Below are 23,520 nucleotides of genomic sequence, written 5' to 3' on the forward strand. Positions count from 1 at the left end.
GAAAAGGGATGATTAAACTGGCAAAAGAAAGTCTGGAACTCAATAATCAGAAGTCAAACGCCGGCATGAAAACCATTATTGCTTTAATGGCTGGCTATTCCATGGTTTACATGGATAAAAATATGGTTTCAACGGCAATTATTCCGATTGCAAAAGAGTTCAATTTTACAACTTCACAAACTGGGATGATCATGAGTATGTTTTTCTTAGCATATACTTTGATGCAAATTCCCGGTGGCTGGCTAGCTGATAAAATTGGTGCCAAAAAAGTTCTCTTACTATCGCTTGGCATCATTTGTTTCTTCTCATATGCTTTTGGATTCGTTAGTTCTTTGATGCTATTTTTTGCGATTCGTTTTGGTGCCGGTATTGGTCACGGTGGCTATCCTGCATCTTGTTCTAAAGCCGTTGCAGAAAATTTTGATAAAGAAAAACGTGTCATGGTTCAATCTGGTATTATGACAACTTCAGGTATTGGCGGTTTATTAGCTTTCGTTCTTGGAGCAAACGTCATTGCTATCAACTGGCGTTATGGTTATATCCTTTTAGGAACAATGTTTCTCATCGCCTTCTTGTTGGTTTTGTTCCTTTTGCCAAATGAAGTTAAAAAACCGGTAGAAGAAACAAAAGTTGAACCAGAAAAGGTCCCATTTACACAGGTTATTACTAATCGCAATGTGTTGCTTTTATTCGTAATCATGATCTTATTAAATATTACTTATTACGGCGCCATGTCATGGTTACCTAGCTATTTAACTAAAACCTATCAATTATCATTGGGTGCTGCCGGAGGTATTTTGGCAGTTAACGCTATTTCTCAAGTTATCGGTAGCTTTATGACTGGGATAATCCTTTCCAAATGGTTCGAGGGTAAACAAAAGGAATTCATTCTGATTTGTTCCATTATCAGTGCTATCTGTATTTACACTTTAGTAAATATCAACAGCGTTGTTTTCTCTCTAGTTTTAGTAGCCTTAATTGGGATGACTACTATTTCTGCTTTCACCGCAACTTTTACTTGGCCACAAAAAATTTTTAAACAGGAAATTATCGGATCTTCTGTTGGTATTATCAACACTGGTGGTACTTTTGGGGGCTTTTTAGCACCAATCATAATTGGTTCTATTGTGCAGTCCGCAGGTGGAGATTTTACCAACGGCTTCATATTCTTGGCAATCAGTATTCTTATCGGTGGTTTTGGTACATTTACCGTTAAAACTAAATAAAGATATTAGAGGTGCTTACAAAATGAGTGAAAAATATGCATTAGCTGATCAAAGTTTGAAAGAAAAGCTTTATAAAAAAATTGAAGATAAAACTGACAAAATGATTCAAATCAGACGTTATCTTCATGAACATCCAGAATTATCCTTTGAAGAAAAAGAAACTGGCAAATACATCGCTGATTTTTATAAAGATATGGATGTTAAGGTTGAAGCAAATTATGGCGATGGCTACGGAGTCGTTGTCACGATCGATTCTGGAAAACCTGGTAAAACAATTGCTTTAAGAGCTGATTTCGATGGTCTTCCTGTTCAAGAAGAAACTGGTTTGCCATACGCTTCAAAGAACAAAGGCGTTATGCATGCTTGTGGACATGATGGTCACACAGCTTATATGCTGATTTTGGCTGAATGTCTCTATGAACTAAAGGATGAATTCGACGGCAAAGTCAAAATCATTCACCAACCTGCTGAGGAGACTCCTCCTGGTGGCGCACCTGGTATGATTAAAGCTGGTGTTTTAAAGGGTGTCGATGCCATTCTCGGCGTTCACGGTTGGGCAACTACACCTTATGGAACAGTTCAATGTACGATTGGACCGGTTATGACTGGTCGTTCAAGTTTCAAATTGACGATTCATGGTAAAGGTGGTCACGGTTCCGCTCCTAACTTAGCTAATGATGCTAACGTAGCTGCTTCTTATTTCGTAACGATTGCTCAAACAATCATCTCTCGTAGAACTGATCCATTCGATATGTGTACTTTAACTGTTGGTAACTTTGATGGACGCGGTTCATTCAACGTCATCAAGGATTCTGTCTTTCTTGAAGGGGATGTTCGTTTCATGAATGTTGCCGAACGTCCTATCATTGAAAAGAACTTCAAGAATATTGTCAAAGGACTTGAAATCATGTTTGGCGTCAAAGTCGATCTCTTCTATAACGCTGACTACCCTGTTCTTGACAATAATGAAGACCTAACCAAAGAAGTCCAATACAGTTTAAATCACAGCGATATTAAAGAATTGCAAACGGTTGATACAACATCCCGTAACACAGCTTCTGAAGACTTTGCTTACTTCAGCAATGAAGTCCCTGGAGTTTATATGTTTGTTGGTGAGATGCCTGATAATGGTGTTTATTCCGCTCACCACAGTCCAACATTTGTCATCAATGAAAAGGCACTTCCACTAGCTGCTAAAACAGTTGGTGCAGCTGCACTTGATTTCTTAGCAAATAAATAATCAAAATTCTAAAATAAATAAGCGTTCAAATTTCAGTTTATAATTGAAATTTGAACGCTTATTTTATTTTGTTAATTCATAACTATTGTCTAACAGATTACAGATTTGTTTGGAATCAACCTTACTAATTTCTATCGAAAGCCAGTGACCCTTATTCATATGATAGGCTGGAAGAAATTCTGATTCGTCTTGGAGGAGTTCAATATTTTCTGGATCAAGTTTGATATCCATCACATCCAGCAATTCTTTTCCATCCAAGCCTAAATTCTCAGCTTTTACTTCCATCACTAAGTCAAACCACTTGTGATTATCAGAATGTTTCAAAACCGCATAAGTTGGATACTTTCTCCATAAATATTCTGGCTTTACGTGGTACTTTTTTTCAGCATATGTAAAAATCTCTTCACGTTTCGTATCTTCATGACCCCCATTAAAAATACATTAGAGAATAAATTTATTAATGACTTCGGCCAATGCATCGTGGTTATTATCTGCTTTAGTGACATATTTAGCAGCTTCTTTAATACTATCAATCCCATTAGCAACACTGACTGGTAAGCCAACTGCCTTAAGCATTGGCAAATCGTTGCTGTTATCTCCTGCAGCAATAATTTCTTCTGGTTTAATACCTAATAATTGTCCTAATTGAACAGATGCACTTCCCTTATCGATTCCAGCTGGATTGAATTCAACATAACGACCAGATGAATAAGTAACCGCTAAATCTTTAGGATCAACTTCTGATTCAACTGTTGCTCGCATTTGTTTACGTTCCTCAATTGAAGGCAATGCCATGATAACTTTCATAACATTCATGTCTTTGAATTGATCAAAATTGTCAGTCTTCATTTCTGTAAAACTGACGCCACGGTTAGTTAAATAATCGGAGTCTTCTGGAACCGGATTATAGATATACAAGACATCTTGCGTATATACGTGAGTTGCTGCCTTCTTATTCTTTGCTCCAGCAGCAAAAACCTTTTTGGCAATTTCAAAAGGCATCGCATTGATTGCAATCGGACGGTTATCTTTATTTTCCAAAATCAGACCACCGTTGTAAGAAATAGAATATTGATTGGGCTGATTTTTTAAGTGCATTGTTTCCAAATCATTTTGAAATGACGTATAGCTTCGACCCGAATTTGGCACAAAGTGAACGCCCTTTTTAGTTGCAGCTTGAATGGCAGCAGCATTTTTAGCCGATAAACTGCCATCGTCATTCATCAAAGTTTCATCCAAATCACAAACAATCATTTTATACATAAATTAAGATACCTCTCATTTTTAGATTACCTAATTAACTTTAGCTAATTTCGCAAGTAAGCGCAACCACTTTAGGATTCATAAGAATGATTTTCTCCCTAAACAATGTGAATTTCATTAAAGACCTAATTTAATTAAATTCCACATTGCATTAAATCTGCTTTCATATTCGCTATCTTTCCAAGAATCCTTAAAATTCGGTAAAGTAAAAACTGAAAAAGCAGATAAAATTGTTTCTGCTCTTTTAATATCATTATCATCATACTTCATTATTCTATTAATAGTATGATAGCAACCTGTTAATACTTCTCTGAGAACATATGGATTGTTATCAACATATTTGGTATTTAAATCAAACATTCTTTTATCACTCAAATAAGCTTGTTTTTTTGCATTAATAAATTTCCAAAGCCAATCATACAGTTGTTTTTTTGAGTCATTAATGGATTCATCAATGCTTATCTTTTCAACAATATTTTGATTGAACCATTTTTGAGCAACTGTTTCCCAAAGTTCTTGTTTACTGCCAAAATGTTTATAAATGGCTCCATGTGTTATTCCCATTTTATTAGCAATTTGAGGGATAGAGACTTCTGGTTTGCCAGTTTCTTCTATTAATAGTTCTGCAGTTTCAATTATCTTCAAATTTGTTATTTTTTCCATATTTTTAAATTTCTTTCTAATAATTTATTTGTAGTTTAGCACAATTGATTTTAAGTAACAATTATTGACTTCTGTTACCAAAGAAATTATACTATTTTAAAATTATAGATAAAAAACGGTTATCAAATATGGAGAAGAATATGAAAGTTGCTCAATTAACTAAGTATGAAAAGAATGCCAAATTAAAAATTAAAGACTTACCTGTTCCAAAAATTGCTACTAATGAAGTTCTAGTTAAAGTCAAAGTTGCTGCTGTGAATCCACTTGAGAATTTAATTACTAGTGGAAGTGTCAAATTAATTCAAAACTACCAATTACCTGCAACTATGGGAAACGAACTTACTGGGATAATTGAAAAGGTTGGAGATAAAGTCCGTGATTTCAAAATTGGAGACAAAATCTATTCTCGTTTACCATTAAATAAAATTGGAGCCTTTGCTGAATATGTAGCAATAAATCAAGACGCAATCGCCTTATTACCGAAAAACCTTAATTTCTCTACAGGTGCTGCAGCTCCTTTAACTGGTCTGACAGCTTATCAAGGACTGCATGAGGAACTACATGCCAGTGCAGGAAAGACCATTTTTATTCCTGGAGGATCTGGTTCATTTGGACAAATGGCAGTTCCAATTGCTAAAGATATGGGCTTAAACGTTATTGTCAGTGGAAATAATCGCTCTCGTGAACAGGTTATGAATATTGGTGTTACTCAATTTTTAGACTACAAAACAGAAAATTATTGGGAGATTCTGCATGATGTCGATTATGTTATTGACACTCTAGGAGCAAAAGAAATCGATAAAGAATTATCTATTTTAAAAAATGGTGGCAGGCTGCTATCACTAAAAGCTGGTCCAAATAAGCAATTTGCAATTGACCATAACTTACCATGGTGGAAACAAATATTATTTGCAATTGCAGGATCAAAAATAGACAACAAGGCCAAAAAAGCCAATGTAAAATACCGATTTATCTTTGTTAGAAGTAATGGCCAACAGTTAAAGAAAATAACTCAAATAATTGAAAAAGAGAATATAATCCCAGCTATTGATCCTAAAGAGTTTCACCTTAATGACATTAACAAAGCTATTGACTATATGACTCACGAACATCCCAAGGGAAAAGTTCTAATCCATTTTTAGTAAATATTAGAAGCAATTTTATAGCCCGTTAACAATATATTTAATTTTATTACCTTCGTAAGCAGCAATGGTATTTTGAGCTACAATTTCTGCCATAGCATCACGAGCTTCAACCGTCGCATTACCCAAGTGAGGCGTCAAAATCACATTTTTCATTTACTTCAATTCATCAGAAACCTCTGGCTCATGTTCATAAACATCTAAAGCTGCCCCAGCAATCGTCTTTTGCTTTAAAGCAGTCGTTAATGCAGCTTCATCAATAATTGGACCCCGAGCAGCATTGATTAGCACAGCGTTTGACTTCATTTCTGAAAATTCTTTTGCTCCTAAAAGATGCTTGGTACTGTCATTTAAGGGAATATGAATCGAAACGACATCAGACTTCTTTAGAAGTTCATCTCGACTGACGAATTTAGCTCCCAATTGCGTTTCCAAACTAATAGGCAAACGATGGCGTTGCGTATAAAGAATTGGCATATCAAAAGCATGCATTCTCTTGGCAACTGCTTGGCCGATTTGACCCAAACCAATAATACCCAATGTTTTGCCTTGCAATTCATGACCTAAGAAGAATAAAGGAGCCCAACCATTGAATCCAGTAGTTCTCATCAGATGGTCGCCTTCAGCGATTCGATGCATCAAGCCAATGATTAAGCCTGTGGTTGATTCAGCAGTCGATACTGTTGAGACTTTAGGCGTATTGGTAACTGGGATATTTAACTTCTTAGCGTAATTAACATCAACGTTGTTTGTTCCCGCTCCAAAATTAGCAACTAATTTAAGTTTAGGAGCAGCATCCAAAACTTCTTGATCAACTGTTGTTGAAAGTGGAGTAATTAAAAAATCACTGTCAGAAACATGTTGTTTTAATGTATCCTTATCAATTAATTTATCATCAGTATACATATCAATCGTTAAGTCAGTTGCCTTCAATAAGGAAACTGCTTTATCGGGAATTTTTCCCGCAATAAAAACCTTTGCCATAATTAAAACCTGCCTTATTTAAATAATTTATTTACTTATACTATGATAATTATGGTCCTTAAAGTGCATTCTAACAAGATTTTAAATTCAAAAAAAGTAGTACCTTAATTTCAATAAAGATGGTGAAAATGTTATAATTCTTTTAGAACATATGTTTGTAAATCATCAATGGATGCCCAGTGCATCCCTTTTTTGACTGGAGGATTATTCAGATGACAAATGAAAGGACCTACATGGCTATTGACTTGAAATCATTTTACGCATCAGTGGAATGCATTGCCCACGACCTTGATCCATTAAATGCTAATCTTGTCGTTGCCGATAATTCTCGAACTGACAAAACAATTTGTCTAGCAGTCTCTCCTGCTCTAAAAAAGTTTGGGGTTCCTGGTCGTCCACGACTTTTTCAAGTTGAACAAATCGTTTCTAAACTCAATCATAAAAGATTATTAGAAAATTCTCGTCATCATTTGACAAAATATTCCTCAATCAATCGTCAGCACTTATTAAATTCACCATCGCTAAAAATTGGCTATAAAACTGTCAAACCAAGAATGAATTTTTATATGCACAAAAGTACGGAAATTTACGGTATTTACCTGCGTTTCATTGAGGCAAAAAATATTCATGTCTATTCTATTGATGAAGTTTTAATGGATGTGACTGATTATTTAGCGACACATAACATAACTGCTCACACCCTAGCTAAAACGATTATCCAGCAAATTCAATCGGAAACTGGTATCACGGCCACAGCAGGTATCGGAACTAATCTCTACTTAGCTAAAGTAGCAATGGATATCGTTGCTAAGCATATTCCAGGTGATAGCGATGGCGTTAGAATCGCACAGATGAACGAATTGCAATATCGAAAACTTCTTTGGGCTCATCAACCATTAACTGATTTTTGGCGCATTGGTCGTGGCTATTCAAAGAGACTTGAGAATTTAGGATTACACACCATGGGTGACATTGCTCGGTGCTCGTTAGGCAGTTTATCAGATAAAAAGAACGAGGAAATCCTCTATCAAGAATTTGGTAAAAACGCCGAATTGATTATTGACCATGCTTGGGGACATGAGACGACGACTCTTGCTGATATTAAAAACTATCGCTCAGAAGATCACGGTCTCTATTCAAGTCAAGTTTTGATGAAGCCAACTTCTTATGCAGACGCTTTAAAAATTGTTCGTGGCATGAGTGATACTTTAGCTTTAGATTTGGTTCAAAAAAAATCTGTCATTAACCAAGTAGGTATTATCGTTAATTACGATATTACTAGTCTCCAAATAGACAATAGTTTTACTGGCCAGTTGGTAACTGACTACTATGGAAGAAAGGTTCCTAAACCAGCTCATACTAATATAAAATTGGATAGTCCAACTTCATCGTCTGCTGAATTGAGCAGCACCTTCAAAATGCTCTATGAAAGATGCACTGATTCTAAGATGCTGATAAGACGAATCACATTAACAGCAACCAATCTGATTGACGAGAAAAAAGCCAAACAAAAAACTACTTTCAAGCAAACGAATCTTTTTGAAGATACTAATGAGGAAATAATTCAAGATAAAACTGCTCAAACTAAGCGTCAACAAGATAGAAAAATTCAAGAAACTATTTTAAATTTACAAAGGAAATTCGGTAATCGCAACGTCATCGTCAAAGCATCTGATCTTGAAAAGGGTTCAACCACAATGGAACGTAACAATCAAATTGGAGGTCATCACGCCTAATGGATGAAAAGAAATTAATTGAACAAAAGATTTTTAACGATACCTCAGCTTATAACGATATTATGAATCTTCCTTATCAACCATCTAAACGCCATTTGCCAATGCCAGAATTAGACCGAGCTGCCCAATTTGCGCCTTTTGGAGCTTTGGAAGGATTCAAAGGATTGATTGAAAAGAAGACTCAAAGCTATCGCCGAAAAAAATATACAACTGCTGATGAAGAGGTTTTAATCAAACGTCAGCTTGAGTACTTAAGGAAAAATGACAAGACAGTCGATGTTAATTACTTTAATGAAGTTTCTGGTTATTATGAGCATCTAAAAGGCCATTTGAAATCAATTAATTATCCAAAAGGTATCGTTATGTTTGAAAAAACCAAAGTTATTATCGTCAATATTCGTTCCATGAAATTAATTTAAAAGGATGTCCAAAAAGTGGGCACCCTTTTTTACTAACAAAACTTTTTCATAAAAAAAGTCCAAACAAGTTTTTACCTGTTTAGACTATAATTTTTATTTCAGTAACTTTTCTAAAACGTTCAAAACACCTTCATCATTATTAGAATCAGTGAAATGATTAACCGCATCTTTAACTTTAGAAACAGCATTTTCCATGGCGTAACCATAAGGAGTCAATTGCAACATCCCTAGGTCATTTTCGTTATCGCCAAAGGTCATGATTTCATCGTCAGCAACATTGAATTTCTTCTGCAATTCTTTCAATCCCACAGCTTTATTGACTGTGTTATCACTGATCAATTCGGTATTATAACCTGAAGTTTGACTGGCAAGACCGACCGGCAAAGCCTTTCGTAGATTGTTCATCATACTATCAAAATCAACATGATTATTAAAAGTAACCCCAATACTAGTAATCTTATCCTCAAGACGTTTAGCAGTTACTGTTGGTAAATCTACTACCCGTTTCAAGTGATTATAGTAACGATAAGTTAAATCATAAGCAGCTTGGGAAATTGTTTGGTCCACATAAGCTGACTTGACGCCGACAACCAAATGTTCAGCGATATCAGTTGGTTCAAATTGATGATTAATAATGTCTAAAGTTTTTGCCACGGCATCCTCTGGAATTGCTTGAATCAACAATGGTGCATTCTCACTGTATACGACAGCTCCGTTTTGTGAAACAAAATCCATTTCTGATTTGAATTCATCAAATTGATTTTGCAAACGTTGATATTGAGAGCCACTAGCGGCCACTACACGAATATTTTTCGAACGCAGTTGTTCTAAAATCTTTCCAAAACGTTGATGATTATAAGTGTTTTTATCATTTAAAAATGTTCCGTCCATATCAAAAGCGACTAGTTTAATGGCCATTTTATTACCTCTCTTCAAAAAATAACCATTTAATCATATCATAAGTCGCTATTAATGAACTAATACTTAATTTATAAAACTGCTTCTAAAGCTTTAGCAAATTCTTGTGCATTCCCGACAAAGTAGTAATCTGAGTAATTGAATATTTGGGCACTGGCATCAGTATTAGCTGAAATAACCACTTTAGCATTGGAAATACCGGCTGTGTATTGAACTGCACCTGAGATACCTAAGTTAATCAACAATTCTGGAGCAACTGTTTGACCACTTTGACCAATCTGGTCATCAATCGTGAATTAGTCTAAGTCAGTTAATGGTCGTGTGACACCAACATTAGCATGTAAACGTTCGGCTAATTTCTCAGCGGTCTTAATTGCAGCTTCAGAATTATTGCCTCGACCTAAAGCAACGATTCGGTCAGCGTCGACGACACTATCACTTGTCTTAGGTGGCAAAACCTGACTCTTAATTTCTAGTTGAGCATCTTTTTGCCATGTGAGATTGGAAATGTACTCAACTTGTAAACTTTCATTATTCTTCTTCTCGGCGGAAAAGACATTGGGACGCGCTGTGGCCATCTGTGGTTGGTGATTAGGAATCGTGATATCGCACATGATGTTATCGCCATAAGATGGTTTAGTTTGAACTAAGAGGTCGCCTTCAAAACTCAAGTCAAGACAATCAGCAGTCAAACCAGTTCTCAATCGTGCTTGCAATCTTGGAGCAATTGAACGTCCAACAACAGTTGCTGGGAAAATAAAAGTATTCGGAGTTCCCTTTTGTTTGATCAATTGATCTAAGGCATTCGTAACTTCCAAATCGTCGCCACTAGCTAAGTCATCATCTTTGATAACCAAAATCTTATCAGGGCCGTATTCAGCCAAGTCATTTTCCAATTTGGCGGATTTTCCTTCAATCAAAATTACGACAACTGGGTCATGACTGACTTGATTCATTTTTGTAATCAATTGATAGGTTACCGGATTGATCTTTTGCAATTCAGTTTCGGCAAAAATCCAATTTTCCTTAATCACTGTCATTTTATTCATCCTCCGTCAAAACATTTTGTTTCTTCAAAACTTCAACTAATTCCTTAGCTGCATCAACTGGGTCGTCGGCCAATTTATGACCTACCTTGGCAACTTTTTCAGGTGAAGAGATTGAACGAACGATTGTTGGTGAACCAGCTTGACCAACTCGTGAATCTTCCAAACTCAAATCACTAGCGTGCCATGTGGTAATTGGTTTGTCGAAACTCTTAGCAATTTCAACGACATTCGTATATTCAGGTTGATTGATCGTATCCGTTACAGTAACTAACAAAGGCAATTTAGCGGTGATTTCTTGAGCAACTGTTTCCAGATTACGTTTGATAAGCAGTTTATCAGCTTTTGGCTCAATGCTATCAGCGTAAGTAACTTGAGAAACTTGCAACAACTCAGCAATGATGGGACCAACTTGGCCAGTATCGGCATCAACTGACTGTTGACCAACTAAAACTAAGTCCACGTCGCCAATTTTTTCAATTGCTTTACCTAAAACATAACCAGTGGCTAACGTATCAGCTCCAGCAAAAGCTCGGTCAGACAAAAGAACTGATGAATCAGCACCTAAAGCTAAGGTCTCTTGCAAGGAAACGGCAAAATCGTCTGGTCCCATAGTTAAGGTGATGACTTCTCCACCGACTTTTTCTTTGATATCTAAGGCAGTTTTCAAGGCGTGCAAATCATAAGAATTGATGACTCCACCTAATCCACGACGGTCGATATTTTTAGTTTTTTCATTAATTTTGACATTAGTAGTTTCTGGAACTTGTTTAATGCAGACAACTATTTTCATATTTTCCTCCTAGGCACGATTCTTTGCTTCTATTAAAGCAATCTCTGTTCTCATTTTTTCAACAGTACCTTCAGCGATTTCCATAGCACGAGCATCCCTGATTAAATGTTCCACAGGATAATCCAAACTATAGCCGTAACCACCTAAAATTTGTAAGGCATTGTCACCTGATCTAACAGCGCTGCGACTTCCATAAGCCTTAGTCATAGCAGCTTCTTCTTCATAATCCTGACGATTATCTTTTAACCAAGCAGCTTTTTGATATAACAATTTGGTTGTTTCTTTAGCAACAGCAATATCAGCGACTTTACGTTGAATTCCTTGCATTTGGATAATTGGCGTATCAATGGCTTTTCGGTGCGTTGCATAATCAGTAACAACATTGAGCTCATGTTCCATAATTCCCGTTAAGACAGCGCCCATCAATACACGTGCATCATTATGAGCACTGTCGCCGATTTCCTTACCCATACCAACTTTACCGAGCAAGTGATTTTCATCGACTTCAATATTATTCATAACGATTTCGCCAACTGGAACACCAGTCAAGCCTAAGAAGTTTTCTTGTTTACCGAATTCAAAGCCAGGCATATCTTTATCAATGACGAAAAATGATAATTCTTCTGGAGCTGTTTTGACTAGAACGCAATAAATCTCAGCCAAACCACCATTAGTAATCATGATTTTGTCACCATTGATAATCCACTTGTCGCCTTTTTTTTCAGCGTGGGAAGTAATGCCTAGAGGATTAGAACCACCACTTGGTTCAGTCATTGAAAAAGCAATGATTCTAGATTTAGCTTGTGGTAAATATTCATCTTTTAAAGCTTGATTACCATATTTAACGATTTGGTCAACTGACTTAAAGTGACCTTCTAAGGTAACAGCCAAACTGGCATTTCCACGCGCAATCTCATTGATCATGGCCGCCGTCGTTTCACCATCGAAACCGGCACCGCCATATTCTTTTGGCAACATCGTGCTCAAAAAATCATATTTTTTAATTTTTTCTAATAAGTCATTCACATATGAACGAGTCCGATCGATTTCCATATCATAGGGAGCAACTTCATTTTCAGTGAACGACTTCACCATTCTCAGTAGTATCTCTTTACTTGTTTGTTTTTGATCCATTAGAATTCTCCTATATGTTAAAATTTTCACATACGATTATAAAAAAATATCCAAAGGATATTTGCTACTTTTAATTTTAAGATACTTTTTTAATGTTTTAAATATAATTATTTTATATATTTATTAATTAAAATCAGTAGTTTATTGAAAATATTTTTTATTTTTTTGATTATTATTTTGATTTTGAAATTTCTCCTACTGCCCCAAGCACTAGAGACGCTTGGCTTCACCAAATGTAATCGATTACAAATGGTTGAAAGCAATTACAGTTAATATTTTTTCATCAAATGTTATTGACATAGGCATAGAATTTTATAATAATAATAATCACAAAAAACTTATAAACGAGGTTCATTAAATCATGTTAAATACCCGGGGCAAATTCTTTAGACTATCATGTATTACCCTGAGCACAACAATTCTACTAAGTATCACTCCTAGTATCCAAGCGTACGCTGCTGATATTGCGACTGAGGAAACGTCTGATATCAACCAAACAAAAAACGATTGGACACCTTCATCAGGTGGAAACGTGACAGATGATTTTAAAAATAGTGACAATAACGAATTAGGTTATGCTGCTCACTTCCATATTTTTGCTAAGGAAGCTAACCTTTCGACGCATACAAATGGTAACCTAGCCGTTGCTAATTTATCAGGTGATGCTGGATTCGGTACCAACATCAAAGATGATATGGGAAAAGTTGAAAAAGATATTTCTTATATTCAAAATGTTTCCAAAATGGAATCAAGTTCTTTTGTTTCTAGCAATGGCGATCGGACTAATAAAGTAACTTTCGGTACAGACAATGACGTTTTACTATCTGATACTGAAGAATTGATGGTCAATACATCAACTATCAGTCACCTTACTAAAGATGAAGTTTTCCAAGACCAAGGCAACAACACCTACATTGACTTTGATTCATACTTTAACGTTTTAGCTCAAAAATCACAGGCTATCACGCAAAGAGATGCTCATGACAAATTAAACGATAAAAATTTTGCTGAAGACATCAATAACCGTGTCATTGAATTAGATGACTACACTCCTAATAAGGAAAACAAAATTGCTTTTGATTTAGATAGCAGCGTTCTTGAAAAAAGTACGCCTTTGAAAATCAAAGGACTTTCATCAGAAGCTGGTGGAACAAATATCGTTATCAACGTTGATTTGAAAGGTAAATCTAGTTACGATATGAAATCACAGATTCAACTATTCTATACTGATGGAAACAGTACTGATCCAACTAACCGTCCTAATCATGAAACAGAATATTTTGACGACAATCACATTCTTTGGAACTTTTATGACAGTTCACAAGCAGATGGCGTTTATCGCGGAACAATTAATTTTGATGCACCTTTCCAAGGTAGCGTCCTTGCAACTAGTGCAACAGTTACCGTTAATCATAACTTAGATGGAAATATCATTGCTGAAGTGGTTAATGTTAAAGGTGAAACGCACCGTTGGGATTATCAAAATGACTCTTCATATGATGAAGCTGTTGATGAAGACAAAAATCCAGAACCAACAAAACCAGATATTGATGAAAGTGACGAAGAAGATTTTGATGAAGATTTAAGTACAGATTCAGGTAATGAACCAGATACAGATGATGGAGAAAATTCAACTGACGACTCGAATGAAGAAGATGTTGACTCAAATACTGATTTAGATACCGATGAAAACGAATCAACAGAAGACCCAGACGGAAAAGACATTGAACCAGACACAGATACTGACTCAAGTTCTAACCCTGACACTGATCAAAAACCAAATACAGATTCAAATTCAGAATTACCAATTACAAACGGCTCCTCTGAAAGTAGTTTTGGTCAGGAAACAACACCCAAAACACAAAGTACCCGCTCTTTAAGTACTGGAAAAGCTTTGCCAAACGTATTAGAAACTGTTCAAAATGATGTTGCTACACCAAGTTCAACTTCCAAAAACAGTTCAGGACTCTTCCCTTCAACTGGTGGCACAAGTGGATTGATTGCTTCCATTTTAGGATTGGCATTACTGGCATTACTGGCAGTATTCTCAATTATCAAAGTAATAAAAATTAGGAAAAACAACTAATCTAATAAAACCACTTATTAATCACTAAAAAAGACACGAATTCGAATTTATCGAATTCGTGTCTTTTAATGATGATGTTTTTCAAAAAGCAATGTTATTTGAGTAGTTATTAGTCTAATCAAAAGATTTTAATCTGTATGAATAATGCTAAATCTTTTCACTTTAACTGAAAACTCACTTGTAATAGGAAAAGTTGTACATTTTAAAAGTTTTTGAATTATCTATAACATAAACAACGACTACTTTCATAGTAAATTTTTCTCTATTTATTTATAATACTGTGTATAAGAAAGTATGAGGTCATTTCTAATTGGATAAAACAGATTCAGAAATATTGAAATTGCTAAATAGAGATTCACGCATCAAAAAAAATAAAATTGCGGAATTAGTTCACCTAACTCCTCCTGCAGTGGCAACGAGAATCGAAAATTTAGAAAATGATGGCATTATAAAAAAATATACGGTTGAAGTCGATACTGCCAAAATGGGATATTCTCATCAAGTTTTTATTCAAACACAGATGGAATATTACAGCCACGAAAAATATTTAAAGTTCATCCACAAAAAAAGAAATTTCATTCGCCATCATTTCCGAATTTCTGGTCAAATGAATTATATGATTCAAGCTGCCTTTCATTCTAGTTCTGAACTAAATGATTTTTTAGAAGAGTTAAATGCCTATGCCAATTATCAAGTTTTAGAAGTCATATCTGAACTCATCTAAAACAATTACCCCATTTGAATAATGATACTTAGGCTTTATTTAATAAAACAAAATTATCGAAACAATTCAAATATATTCTCCAAAAGTAAACCAAAATAAAGCTGACGATATTTTATCATCAGCTTTTTTATTTATTCAAATTGATGCCAAAATTTTAATTGATAGTGATGGATTATTATTATCGCAGCAATGCCGATTAAAACAAATACCCCTAGATTCAATAGCCAAATTTGTGGAATAAAGATTACAGCCATTGAATACGAAGCAATAACCACTACTCCAAGAAAAATAATTGCCATCATCGACAATATCAATCCTATGTTACCAGCGCCTCGATTAAAGAGTTCAGAAATGTTGGTCCAATTAGCTAAACGTAAGCGATAATCACGGGTGAAATAATATTGACTCATGAAATACGTCCCCAGCGTCACGCCTAAAACTAAAGATATTGACATAATCAAACCGATTTGCATTACCACAGCTACTATTCCCATAATAATCAAATTGATCAATAACTGAACCACAAAGCCCAATAAGAATTTACGATATAAATAACGGTTCATTGAAATAGGTAACGATTTGACAAATTTAAAATTCATTCGATCTAAAGATATTAAATTGCCAACCAATGATGTTTCATTCGTAGTTAAAATTCCCATCAATAAGCCACCAACAAAAAACACTCCCAACCATTTCACAGGTAAGTCCGTTGGGCCTTTAATCATCGCAAAAGTAAAGATAAAGATTAACGGCGGCAAAATTGAACTAGAAAATACTTGGAGCAATACATTAGGTTCTTTCAATAATTGACGGTTATAAAAATCAAGTATCTTATTTAAGTCACGACGATGAATGGATTTTCTTTTAATTGATTTCTTTGAAAAAGCAGAATTTGCTTTGGTCAATTGGTCATTCAATCCTGGTAAAACCAGTAATTTAACAGCTATTCCTAAAACAAATAATGTTCCTATTAAAATAAGCCCAGTTAAAGTACTTCCAATAGAAATAGGATTAAGAAACATTTTAAAAAGTGGTAAAAAAATCGGTGTTAAGACAAAATTGAATCCCTGAGTTGCTGGATTGCTTGAACTATTGATGAAGAAAAAGACGCTCATAGCAATAATCAAACTAGCGGCAATTAAGCTATTCATAAAAGCATTAGGATTCTTTTGAAAGAATTTCGTTTTAGTTAAGCCAAAAATAACTAACGAACAAATCATTAATATAATTGCAATTATTAAAATAAATACTCCAACGCTCAATAAAATTGCTATTGGTATTATCATCCCTGCATACCAAGCTGTTAAAAAAAAGGCCAATAACATCGGAAGCGTGAATGGGATAAGGTCTAAAACAATAATCATGATTTTACTAAAAAAGATTTCCTGTTCCCTAAAGGGTAGTGGTAAATAGCTAATCAAATCTTTACTGGCAAAAAAGATATTGTAAATTCCTGAGATACTTCGTAAAAATGCCAATAAAATCGATAAACTGACATATAAACTAAATGTTCCCGGAAATTTGCTCAAATTCAACGAAAGCATGGGTACTCCTAAAATAAATAGAAAAATCGCCCCATTTATTAGAAATTGAAGTTCTAACTTTTTAGTTAGATTATCCCCAACGCTTCCCTTTTTTCTCAAACGAGCGGTTATTTGTGGATTAAGCAAACGTAAATCTACTTTTAATAAAGCTTGTAATTGTCTCTTATCCATGGGACTCACCTTCGATATCTTCAACTAGGTGGCAATCACTTTGACGTCCAGCCATTTTCAGATAAATTTCTTCCAACGATTCATCATTATTCTTCGCTCTTAAAGCTTCTACTGTTCCGTTATAAATCATCTTTCCACTCTTGAGAATCGCTAATTCATCACAAAGTTGTTGTGCCGTATCCAAATTGTGGGTCGAAAAAATAACTGTTTTGCCTTTTTTAGCATGTTCTTTCATCAACTGCTTTAAATCATAGGCCGCTTGTGGATCCAAGCCTTGCATTGGCTCATCTAAAATCCATATATCGGGATCAGATAATAAAGCTCCAATAATCACTGCTTTTTGACGCATTCCGTGAGAAAAACTTCCCATTAGTCCATTAACTTGCTCACCCATACCAAATAATTGGATTAATTGTTGACGTCTTATAGATACTTCTTGATCAGATAGTTTATAGGCAGCAACTAATAAATCCCAGTATTCCATGGCCGTTAATTGTAAAAAGATGTCTGGTGAATCAGGAACATAGGCAATTCTTTCTTTGATTTCTTGACGATGTTCTCTTAAATTCAATCCATCAAAAACAATCGAGCCAGAACTAGGTTCAATCACACTGACCAAACTATTTAAAGTAGTCGATTTGCCTGCTCCATTATGACCAAGAAAACCAAATATTTCCCCCGATTTAATTTTTAAAGTCAAATTCTGTAAAGCTTTTTTATCACCATAATTTTTACTTAAATTATTAAATTCAATCATTGTTATACTCCATAATTAAAGATTTTATTTAAGAAATAATTACATGCAGTTATTTTTGTTAAATCAAATTATACTTACTTAGTAGCTTGATTTCCTTTACATTATGGAAATTTTCTTAACTTAATTTGCAATATTTGCTTAATTCATAACCTGTTGTTTTGGCGGTAAAACTAACTAAAATAAAAAGTATATTTTAATTTAAAATACGCAAAAAAAGGCATCTAATCAACGATTAGATGCCTTTATTAATTATTATGCTAATTTTTCGATATATTTTTTAGCGTTTTTAACTGAGTAGCGTCCTGAATTAACACAGTGCGCACAGCATGAACCGCCTAAATTAATCGTATAGATGTTTTTATATTGCATGGCACTATCAATTCCAGCTGCATAAAGACCAGGAATCTTATTCCACTTATCATCTACTACTTCAAAATGGCGATTTTCACCGATACCTCCAATTGAAATTGCCAGTGACTGATTAAGTCTGGCTATATAATACGGACCCTTTTCGATTGGTACCAGATATTTTTTAGCTTTCCCAAATTCTTTATCCTCGCCATTTTGGCAAAATTCGTTATACTTTTTAACCTCATTAGTAAATTCATCTTTTGGCAAGCCAGATTTACCAGCAAGTTCTTCCAAAGTATCTGCTTCAAATAAAGAATTTCCTTTATTAGTTTTAACTGCTTTATCAAGGATAGCAAGTGCTTGGGTACTGTCATGGTGATTCATATCATCAATACCTTTCATACTCTTTTGTTCTTCTTCAGAAAGATCCTGAAGGTTATCTTCATATTTAGCAAACATTTCTCGACTAAAGACTAAATAACCGTTTTTAATGGATTTGAATGGTTGCGACTGCAAAATAGCATTTCGATCAGTAATACTTTCATCAGTGAAACTAACGCCATCTTGATTGACCCACAGAGCAGGACCACCAGCGAGTAAATCACGACCATTTCCTAGAGGCAAAGCTTGCACGAAATTCGTAATCAATGGTGCTGAATTTTCTAAGGTATCTTTAGCTCCAGCAGCTAGAGCCATTTTGTAGGCATCACCTGTTGACCCGGTCATACCAACAAATAGCATATTGTCAGTATTCCAGCCTTCTTTTTTGATTAACGCTCTATTTTGACCAAAACCACCGGAAGCAAAAATTACGGCCTTAGCGTTTATTTTGACAACTTGGTCGTCGATTGAAGCGTAAACACCTTTGACAGTCTTATCTTTAAAAATTAAGCCGGTAACTGGTGAACTGGTTGAAATTTTTACGCCTAATTCTTCAGCTTTTTTCTTCATAAATGGAATATAGCCGATTGCTCCACGTCCACCTTTGAACCAGTGAAATGTCGGCAACGGACAAGTGTGATGGTAGTCGTCCACGCGGTCGAATTGAACGCCTTGATCAATCAACCAATCAATATTATCGGCTGTATGATTGACTAAATCGACCCAAAATGACCCATCAGCTTGATATTGAATCGTTTCTAGCTCATTTCTGACTACTTCTTCTTTTTTGAAAGTTATGCCGGCCTTTTTTTGCATTTTAGTTTCAGCACTCATCATACCTTTAACGCCAGAACCATTGCCACCAACAAAACCATTCTTCTCTAAGACAAGTGTCTTAATTTTATCTTGTCCAGCTTGAACGGCAGCTGATAAACCTGAAATACCGCTGCCAACGATAACTAAATCTGTCTGAATCGTCTTTTCAATTTTTTGAGGTTCTCTAATCCAACTATCATAATCGTCGTCTGCCTTAGAAAAATTTTGACTAACCTTATTAGAAAAATCGTCAATATCTCCTCCAGCATCAGCTATGGCTTGTTTGATAGCTGAAATAATCCCTTTGCTTGAAATAGTCGCACCTGATACCGTATCGACGTTGACAGATTGATTATCAATAATCCGTTGACTCATTTTATCTAAGGTACCTTGTTCCAAATCAGAAATATCAGTACTTTTGTTATCTACTTGTTTGATTTTATTATTTTTAATATCAATTGCTAAATTTAGTGGTCTCTCAACACCATTAGCTTTTTCATTATAATTTCCATCTTTCAACAACATGCACCCCTTTTTAGTTACAATATTAATTATATGTTAACGATTTCAAAATATCTAATGTCTATAAAATGATATTTTTGTTCATACTATTAATAAATTAACTATAATTTAAATAATAAATAAATTTTTAAGGAATATATCATGTTAAAAAACATTCTGGTTGCAATCGACGGTTCGCAAAATTCTAATCGGGCCTTTAACCAAGCTTTAAAACTTGCCCAAACTCAAAAAGCCAACCTTTATCTTGTTAGAGTTGTTGAAGACTATTACTTAAATGAAGATGATGGCATTTTACAAATGGAAAATTATTCAGACAATCCAGAAGTCATCAAAGCACGCGATGATTTGAACAATAAATCTCTAATGACAGTCTTTCCTATTAGGGATACTTTTTTACGAATCGGTGATCCTAAAAAAATTATTGCCACCTATCTCGTTCGTGGTTTGAAAATTGATTTACTTGTCGTTGGTCGTTTTGGAAAAGATTTCATCAACCGGAAGAAAATTGGTTCTAACGCAAATTTCTTTAAACAAAACGCTCCTTGCAAAGTACGAATTATCGAATAATAAATTTTTATTTATGATTTTTTCTAAAAATTACGGAATAAAAATGCTTCCAATTTCATCAACAGAACTATAATTGATTTAAGAAATGGAATGAAAATTTGTGAGGTTATTTTCATCATTTCAAAAAGCTGGTGAATAAATTGGGGAATATTCAAACACAAAAAAATAATTCTGCTAGTGAGCCTATCGCTCAACTACTTAAAGAATTAAAAACAACAAAAAATGGATTAAATCAGGAAACTGCCACTAATCGACAGACTAAATATGGTCCTAATATGATCCATCGTAATAAACAAAAATCACAAGTGAAAGTATTTCTAAAAAATTTCATTAGTTTGATGGCTGTTCTTCTTTGGGTCAGTGGTTTCATCGCTATCCTAACTGGTTCAGTTGAATTAGGAATTGCCATTTGGTTAGTCAATATCATCAATGGTATTTTTAGTTTTTGGCAGGAACATAAGGCTCAAAAAGCTACTGATTCTTTGATGGCAATGCTACCTACCTATGTTCGCGTCTTTCGCAATGGTAAAATCGAACAATTAAATGCTACTGAAATGGTTCCCGGCGATGTCTTCGAATTGCAAGCAGGAAATTCAGTCCCAGCTGATGCTAGATTACTTGAGGCTACTTCGATTCAAGTCGATCAGTCAGCTCTGACGGGTGAAACTGTTCCACAATCCAAAACGGTCAAATACCTTGCTGGCGAAGGAAAATTCTCGGAATCTAACCTAGTTTATGCGGGAACTACCGTTGGCGCTGGTGATGGTAAAGCCGTGACGATTGCTACTGGAATGCACACTGAATTCGGTAAAATCGCTTCTTTAACGGAAAAACAAGATAAGCAAGCTAGTCCTTTGCAACTTGAATTGAACCGATTGACAAAGCAGATTTCTATTATTGCGATTGCCGTTGGTTTTATTTTCTTTTTGGCGGCCATTTTCTTCGTTCACAATCCTATTGGTAAGTCCTTTATCTTTGCTTTAGGGATGATTGTTGCCTTTATTCCTGAAGGATTATTGCCTACTGTCACCTTGTCATTAGCTCAGGGTGTTCAAAGGATGGCTAAGAAGCACGCTCTAGTTAAAGATTTGAACAGTGTTGAAACACTTGGCGAAACAACGGTTATTTGTTCTGATAAAACTGGTACTTTGACGCAAAACCAGATGACAGTCAATCACATTTGGCTTGCTTCCGGTGAATACACTGTCTCCGGTCAAGGTTACGTTAATAATGGAAAAATTCAAAAAAATCATCAAAATATTAATTTTCAAGATGATGCTGATTTGAAGAAGTTATTGATGGTTTCAACTTTTGATAACGATACAACAGTTGAAACTACTGACAATCCTAAGAAACCTAAAATTTTAGGTACACCAACTGAGGCCGCTTTAGTTATTTTGGCTCAAAAAGCTGGTTTTGATTCTGACAATGAATTGAAACAAGCTCCACGTTTAAAAGAATTGACTTTTGATTCAGAACGTAAACGTATGACTACCATCCATCGCCAAAGCGACCAATTATTAGTTTGCGTCAAAGGCTCATTGAGTGACACCTTAAAGCAATGTACGACCATTCAAGATTGTGGAAAAGTTCGTACAATAACAGTTGCTGATCAAAAAAATATCAACGATGCAAATAAGGAATACGCCACTCAAGGCTTACGTTCTCTAGCCATCGCCTATCGAGAAATACCTGTGACTGATGATAAACAGGTTGACCAATTAAATATCGACAATACTGAAAAGGATTTAACTTTTGTCGGTTTAACGGTCATGGCTGATCCTCCACGTCCTGAAATTTATGACGCGGTCAAAAAATGCCACGATGCTAGTATTAAAATTATTATGGTTACTGGTGATAGTGAAATCACTGCTAAATCAATTGCCGTTAAAATTGGTATCACAAGCGATAAAGTTAGAGTAGTTACGGGATCTGAACTCGACGATATGAGTCAAGCAGATTTAAAAGAAGCTCTAAAGGGTGAAATTTTATTTGCTCGAGTTGCTCCTGAACAAAAGTATAAAATTGTTTCTACTTTGCAAAGTATGGGTCAAAGCGTTGCCTCAACTGGTGACGGTGTCAACGATGCCCCTGCTTTGAAGAAAGCTAATATTGGAGTCGCTATGGGTGTTACCGGAACCGACGTTGCTAAAGATGCGGCCGATATGATTTTAACTGATGACAACTTTGCCTCGATTGTTGCTGCAATTGAAGAAGGTCGGACCGTTTATAGCAACATTCAAAAGTTCCTCTTGTATATTTTCAATTCCAACGTTCCCGAAGCTGTACCATCAGCGTTATTTCTCTTAAGTCGTGGATTAATTCCTCTGCCATTAACTGTTCTACAAATTTTGGTAGTCGACCTAGGAACCGATATGTTGCCTGCTTTAGGATTAGGCTCAGAACAACCAGAACCTGGGATCATGCAACAAAAGCCACGGTCTCATCAATCGCATCTTCTGAATAAAAGGTTACTTTTGACGGCGTTTGCTTGGTATGGAGTTATTGCCTCACTAATTTCCACAATGGCTTATTTCTTCGTCAACATGCAAAATGGCTGGCCACAAATCAATTTATTAGCTACTGGCAATGGCTATAGTCGTGCTACGACCATGACTTTAGCGGCAATTATCTTCTGTCAAATAGCTGCCGCAATGAACTGCCGTACTAAATACACTTCTGTCTTCAAATTAGGAATTTTCAGTAACCATCGAATCTGGACTGGAATCGTTTTTGAAGTTATTCTATTAGCAATCTTAGTTTACACACCCGGATTGCAATCAGTCTTCAACACCGCACCATTAGAGATCAATGATTGGATTTTCCTAGTTATTGTCCCTATTCCAATCTTCTTAATTGAAGAATTGAGAAAATTAGTTTTGAGATTTAGATATCAAAATAATTAATAATGGCTGTTCGTCAAATTAAGTTGATGGCAGTTTACATAAGCAGTTAGATCATAATTGGTCTAGCTGTTTTTTATTTGGCTGACGAGCTTGCTCGGAGCCAAAAAATTTGAAGATTGATACGCTTAATA

Annotated in this window: 18 protein-coding genes and 2 pseudogenes; 9 read left to right on the plus strand and 11 right to left on the minus strand. The window is 35.2% G+C overall.

Features of this window, described 5'->3' with window-relative positions; translation table 11 throughout:
• Window positions 1-8 precede the first annotated feature (8 nt).
• Entirely contained in the window at window positions 9-1,226 is a 1,218-nt protein-coding gene (locus FHL06_RS06895) for an MFS transporter (RefSeq protein ID WP_153385495.1), read from the plus strand.
• A 22-nt stretch (window positions 1,227-1,248) separates the two neighbouring features.
• A complete protein-coding gene (locus FHL06_RS06900) occupies window positions 1,249-2,466 on the plus strand; it encodes an amidohydrolase (protein WP_153385496.1) in 1,218 nt (405 codons plus the stop codon).
• A 63-nt stretch (window positions 2,467-2,529) separates the two neighbouring features.
• Here the strand turns inward: FHL06_RS06900 and FHL06_RS06905 are convergent, their stop codons facing one another.
• The 3 genes from FHL06_RS06905 to FHL06_RS06915 all read right to left on the minus strand — a co-directional run bounded on the left by FHL06_RS06905 (window position 2,530) and on the right by FHL06_RS06915 (window position 4,392).
• On the minus strand, window positions 2,530-2,904 hold the full coding sequence (locus FHL06_RS06905) for an MmcQ/YjbR family DNA-binding protein (protein WP_162000157.1): 375 nt from the start codon (window positions 2,902-2,904) through the stop codon (window positions 2,530-2,532).
• Between the two features lie 3 nt (window positions 2,905-2,907).
• Window positions 2,908-3,729 carry a Cof-type HAD-IIB family hydrolase gene (locus tag FHL06_RS06910; protein WP_153385497.1) on the minus strand — a complete coding sequence of 274 codons (822 nt, stop codon included), beginning with the start codon at window positions 3,727-3,729 and terminating at the stop codon, window positions 2,908-2,910.
• 117 nt (window positions 3,730-3,846) lie between these two features.
• Window positions 3,847-4,392 carry a TetR/AcrR family transcriptional regulator gene (locus FHL06_RS06915; RefSeq protein ID WP_153385498.1) on the minus strand — a complete coding sequence of 182 codons (546 nt, stop codon included), beginning with the start codon at window positions 4,390-4,392 and terminating at the stop codon, window positions 3,847-3,849.
• Window positions 4,393-4,532: 140 nt separating this feature from the next.
• Here FHL06_RS06915 and FHL06_RS06920 point away from each other — a divergent pair, with 140 nt between their 5' ends.
• Window positions 4,533-5,534 carry an NADP-dependent oxidoreductase gene (locus tag FHL06_RS06920; RefSeq protein ID WP_202879064.1) on the plus strand — a complete coding sequence of 334 codons (1,002 nt, stop codon included), beginning with the start codon at window positions 4,533-4,535 and terminating at the stop codon, window positions 5,532-5,534.
• 18 nt (window positions 5,535-5,552) lie between these two features.
• Here the strand turns inward: FHL06_RS06920 and FHL06_RS06925 are convergent.
• Window positions 5,553-6,518 (minus strand): annotated as a pseudogene (locus FHL06_RS06925) (2-hydroxyacid dehydrogenase family protein).
• Window positions 6,519-6,730: 212 nt separating this feature from the next.
• Between FHL06_RS06925 and FHL06_RS06930 the strand changes: the two are divergent.
• Both FHL06_RS06930 and FHL06_RS06935 read left to right on the plus strand, forming a co-directional pair.
• A complete protein-coding gene (locus FHL06_RS06930; protein WP_153385500.1) occupies window positions 6,731-8,254 on the plus strand; it encodes a Y-family DNA polymerase in 1,524 nt (507 codons plus the stop codon).
• Entirely contained in the window at window positions 8,254-8,673 is a 420-nt protein-coding gene (locus FHL06_RS06935) for a hypothetical protein (protein ID WP_153385501.1), read from the plus strand. The genes FHL06_RS06930 and FHL06_RS06935 overlap by 1 nt, the downstream gene beginning before the upstream one ends.
• A 93-nt stretch (window positions 8,674-8,766) precedes the next feature.
• Here FHL06_RS06935 and FHL06_RS06940 read toward each other — a convergent pair whose 3' ends face one another.
• From FHL06_RS06940 to FHL06_RS06955, 4 genes and pseudogenes are all read right to left on the minus strand, one after another.
• Entirely contained in the window at window positions 8,767-9,591 is an 825-nt protein-coding gene (locus FHL06_RS06940; RefSeq protein WP_153385502.1) for a Cof-type HAD-IIB family hydrolase, read from the minus strand.
• A gap of 71 nt (window positions 9,592-9,662) precedes the next feature.
• A pseudogene (locus tag FHL06_RS06945) lies at window positions 9,663-10,640 on the minus strand (electron transfer flavoprotein subunit alpha/FixB family protein).
• A complete protein-coding gene (locus FHL06_RS06950) occupies window positions 10,633-11,430 on the minus strand; it encodes an electron transfer flavoprotein subunit beta/FixA family protein (protein ID WP_153385503.1) in 798 nt (265 codons plus the stop codon). Before FHL06_RS06950 ends, FHL06_RS06945 begins: the two are co-directional and overlap by 8 nt.
• A 9-nt stretch (window positions 11,431-11,439) precedes the next feature.
• Window positions 11,440-12,564 (minus strand): acyl-CoA dehydrogenase family protein, encoded by a 1,125-nt coding sequence (locus tag FHL06_RS06955; protein ID WP_153385504.1) that lies wholly within the window; start codon window positions 12,562-12,564, stop codon window positions 11,440-11,442.
• A 361-nt stretch (window positions 12,565-12,925) separates the two neighbouring features.
• Here FHL06_RS06955 and FHL06_RS06960 point away from each other — a divergent pair, with 361 nt between their 5' ends.
• Both FHL06_RS06960 and FHL06_RS06965 read left to right on the plus strand, forming a co-directional pair.
• Window positions 12,926-14,650 carry a collagen-binding domain-containing protein gene (locus FHL06_RS06960; RefSeq protein WP_153385505.1) on the plus strand — a complete coding sequence of 575 codons (1,725 nt, stop codon included), beginning with the start codon at window positions 12,926-12,928 and terminating at the stop codon, window positions 14,648-14,650.
• Between the two features lie 310 nt (window positions 14,651-14,960).
• Window positions 14,961-15,374, plus strand: coding sequence for an Lrp/AsnC family transcriptional regulator (locus tag FHL06_RS06965; protein ID WP_153385506.1), 414 nt, complete (start codon window positions 14,961-14,963; stop codon window positions 15,372-15,374).
• Window positions 15,375-15,505: 131 nt separating this feature from the next.
• Here the strand turns inward: FHL06_RS06965 and FHL06_RS06970 are convergent, their stop codons facing one another.
• The 3 genes from FHL06_RS06970 to FHL06_RS06980 all read right to left on the minus strand — a co-directional run bounded on the left by FHL06_RS06970 (window position 15,506) and on the right by FHL06_RS06980 (window position 19,919).
• Window positions 15,506-17,089 (minus strand): ABC transporter, encoded by a 1,584-nt coding sequence (locus tag FHL06_RS06970; RefSeq protein WP_153385507.1) that lies wholly within the window; start codon window positions 17,087-17,089, stop codon window positions 15,506-15,508.
• Entirely contained in the window at window positions 17,082-17,846 is a 765-nt protein-coding gene (locus tag FHL06_RS06975) for an ABC transporter ATP-binding protein (protein ID WP_153385508.1), read from the minus strand. Before FHL06_RS06975 ends, FHL06_RS06970 begins: the two co-directional genes overlap by 8 nt.
• Before the next feature lie 252 nt (window positions 17,847-18,098).
• Entirely contained in the window at window positions 18,099-19,919 is a 1,821-nt protein-coding gene (locus FHL06_RS06980) for an FAD-dependent oxidoreductase (protein WP_238333975.1), read from the minus strand.
• A 138-nt stretch (window positions 19,920-20,057) separates the two neighbouring features.
• On the opposite strand from FHL06_RS06980, the gene FHL06_RS06985 reads away from it, so the two are divergent.
• On the plus strand, window positions 20,058-20,483 hold the full coding sequence (locus tag FHL06_RS06985; RefSeq protein ID WP_153385510.1) for a universal stress protein: 426 nt from the start codon (window positions 20,058-20,060) through the stop codon (window positions 20,481-20,483).
• Window positions 20,484-20,623: 140 nt separating this feature from the next.
• On the plus strand, window positions 20,624-23,389 hold the full coding sequence (locus FHL06_RS06990) for a cation-translocating P-type ATPase (RefSeq protein WP_153385511.1): 2,766 nt from the start codon (window positions 20,624-20,626) through the stop codon (window positions 23,387-23,389).
• Window positions 23,390-23,520: the final 131 nt, after the last annotated feature.

The organism is Companilactobacillus halodurans (assembly GCF_009600985.1).
GTDB classification, from domain to species: domain Bacteria; phylum Bacillota; class Bacilli; order Lactobacillales; family Lactobacillaceae; genus Companilactobacillus; species Companilactobacillus halodurans.

Bases quoted from the DNA above. Each gene is read 5' to 3' on its own strand.
- FHL06_RS06915 (WP_153385498.1), bottom strand. From the start codon at position 4,392: ATGGAAAAAATAACAAATTTGAAGATAATTGAAACTGCAGAACTATTA.
- FHL06_RS06950 (WP_153385503.1), bottom strand. From the start codon at position 11,430: ATGAAAATAGTTGTCTGCATTAAACAAGTTCCAGAAACTACTAATGTC.
- FHL06_RS06935 (WP_153385501.1), top strand. From the start codon at position 8,254: ATGGATGAAAAGAAATTAATTGAACAAAAGATTTTTAACGATACCTCA.
- FHL06_RS06985 (WP_153385510.1), top strand. From the start codon at position 20,058: ATGTTAAAAAACATTCTGGTTGCAATCGACGGTTCGCAAAATTCTAAT.
- FHL06_RS06895 (WP_153385495.1), top strand. From the start codon at position 9: ATGATTAAACTGGCAAAAGAAAGTCTGGAACTCAATAATCAGAAGTCA.
- FHL06_RS06930 (WP_153385500.1), top strand. From the start codon at position 6,731: ATGACAAATGAAAGGACCTACATGGCTATTGACTTGAAATCATTTTAC.
- FHL06_RS06970 (WP_153385507.1), bottom strand. From the start codon at position 17,089: ATGGATAAGAGACAATTACAAGCTTTATTAAAAGTAGATTTACGTTTG.
- FHL06_RS06955 (WP_153385504.1), bottom strand. From the start codon at position 12,564: ATGGATCAAAAACAAACAAGTAAAGAGATACTACTGAGAATGGTGAAG.
- FHL06_RS06910 (WP_153385497.1), bottom strand. From the start codon at position 3,729: ATGTATAAAATGATTGTTTGTGATTTGGATGAAACTTTGATGAATGAC.
- FHL06_RS06960 (WP_153385505.1), top strand. From the start codon at position 12,926: ATGTTAAATACCCGGGGCAAATTCTTTAGACTATCATGTATTACCCTG.
- FHL06_RS06900 (WP_153385496.1), top strand. From the start codon at position 1,249: ATGAGTGAAAAATATGCATTAGCTGATCAAAGTTTGAAAGAAAAGCTT.
- FHL06_RS06920 (WP_202879064.1), top strand. From the start codon at position 4,533: ATGAAAGTTGCTCAATTAACTAAGTATGAAAAGAATGCCAAATTAAAA.
- FHL06_RS06980 (WP_238333975.1), bottom strand. From the start codon at position 19,919: ATGTTGTTGAAAGATGGAAATTATAATGAAAAAGCTAATGGTGTTGAG.
- FHL06_RS06975 (WP_153385508.1), bottom strand. From the start codon at position 17,846: ATGATTGAATTTAATAATTTAAGTAAAAATTATGGTGATAAAAAAGCT.
- FHL06_RS06940 (WP_153385502.1), bottom strand. From the start codon at position 9,591: ATGGCCATTAAACTAGTCGCTTTTGATATGGACGGAACATTTTTAAAT.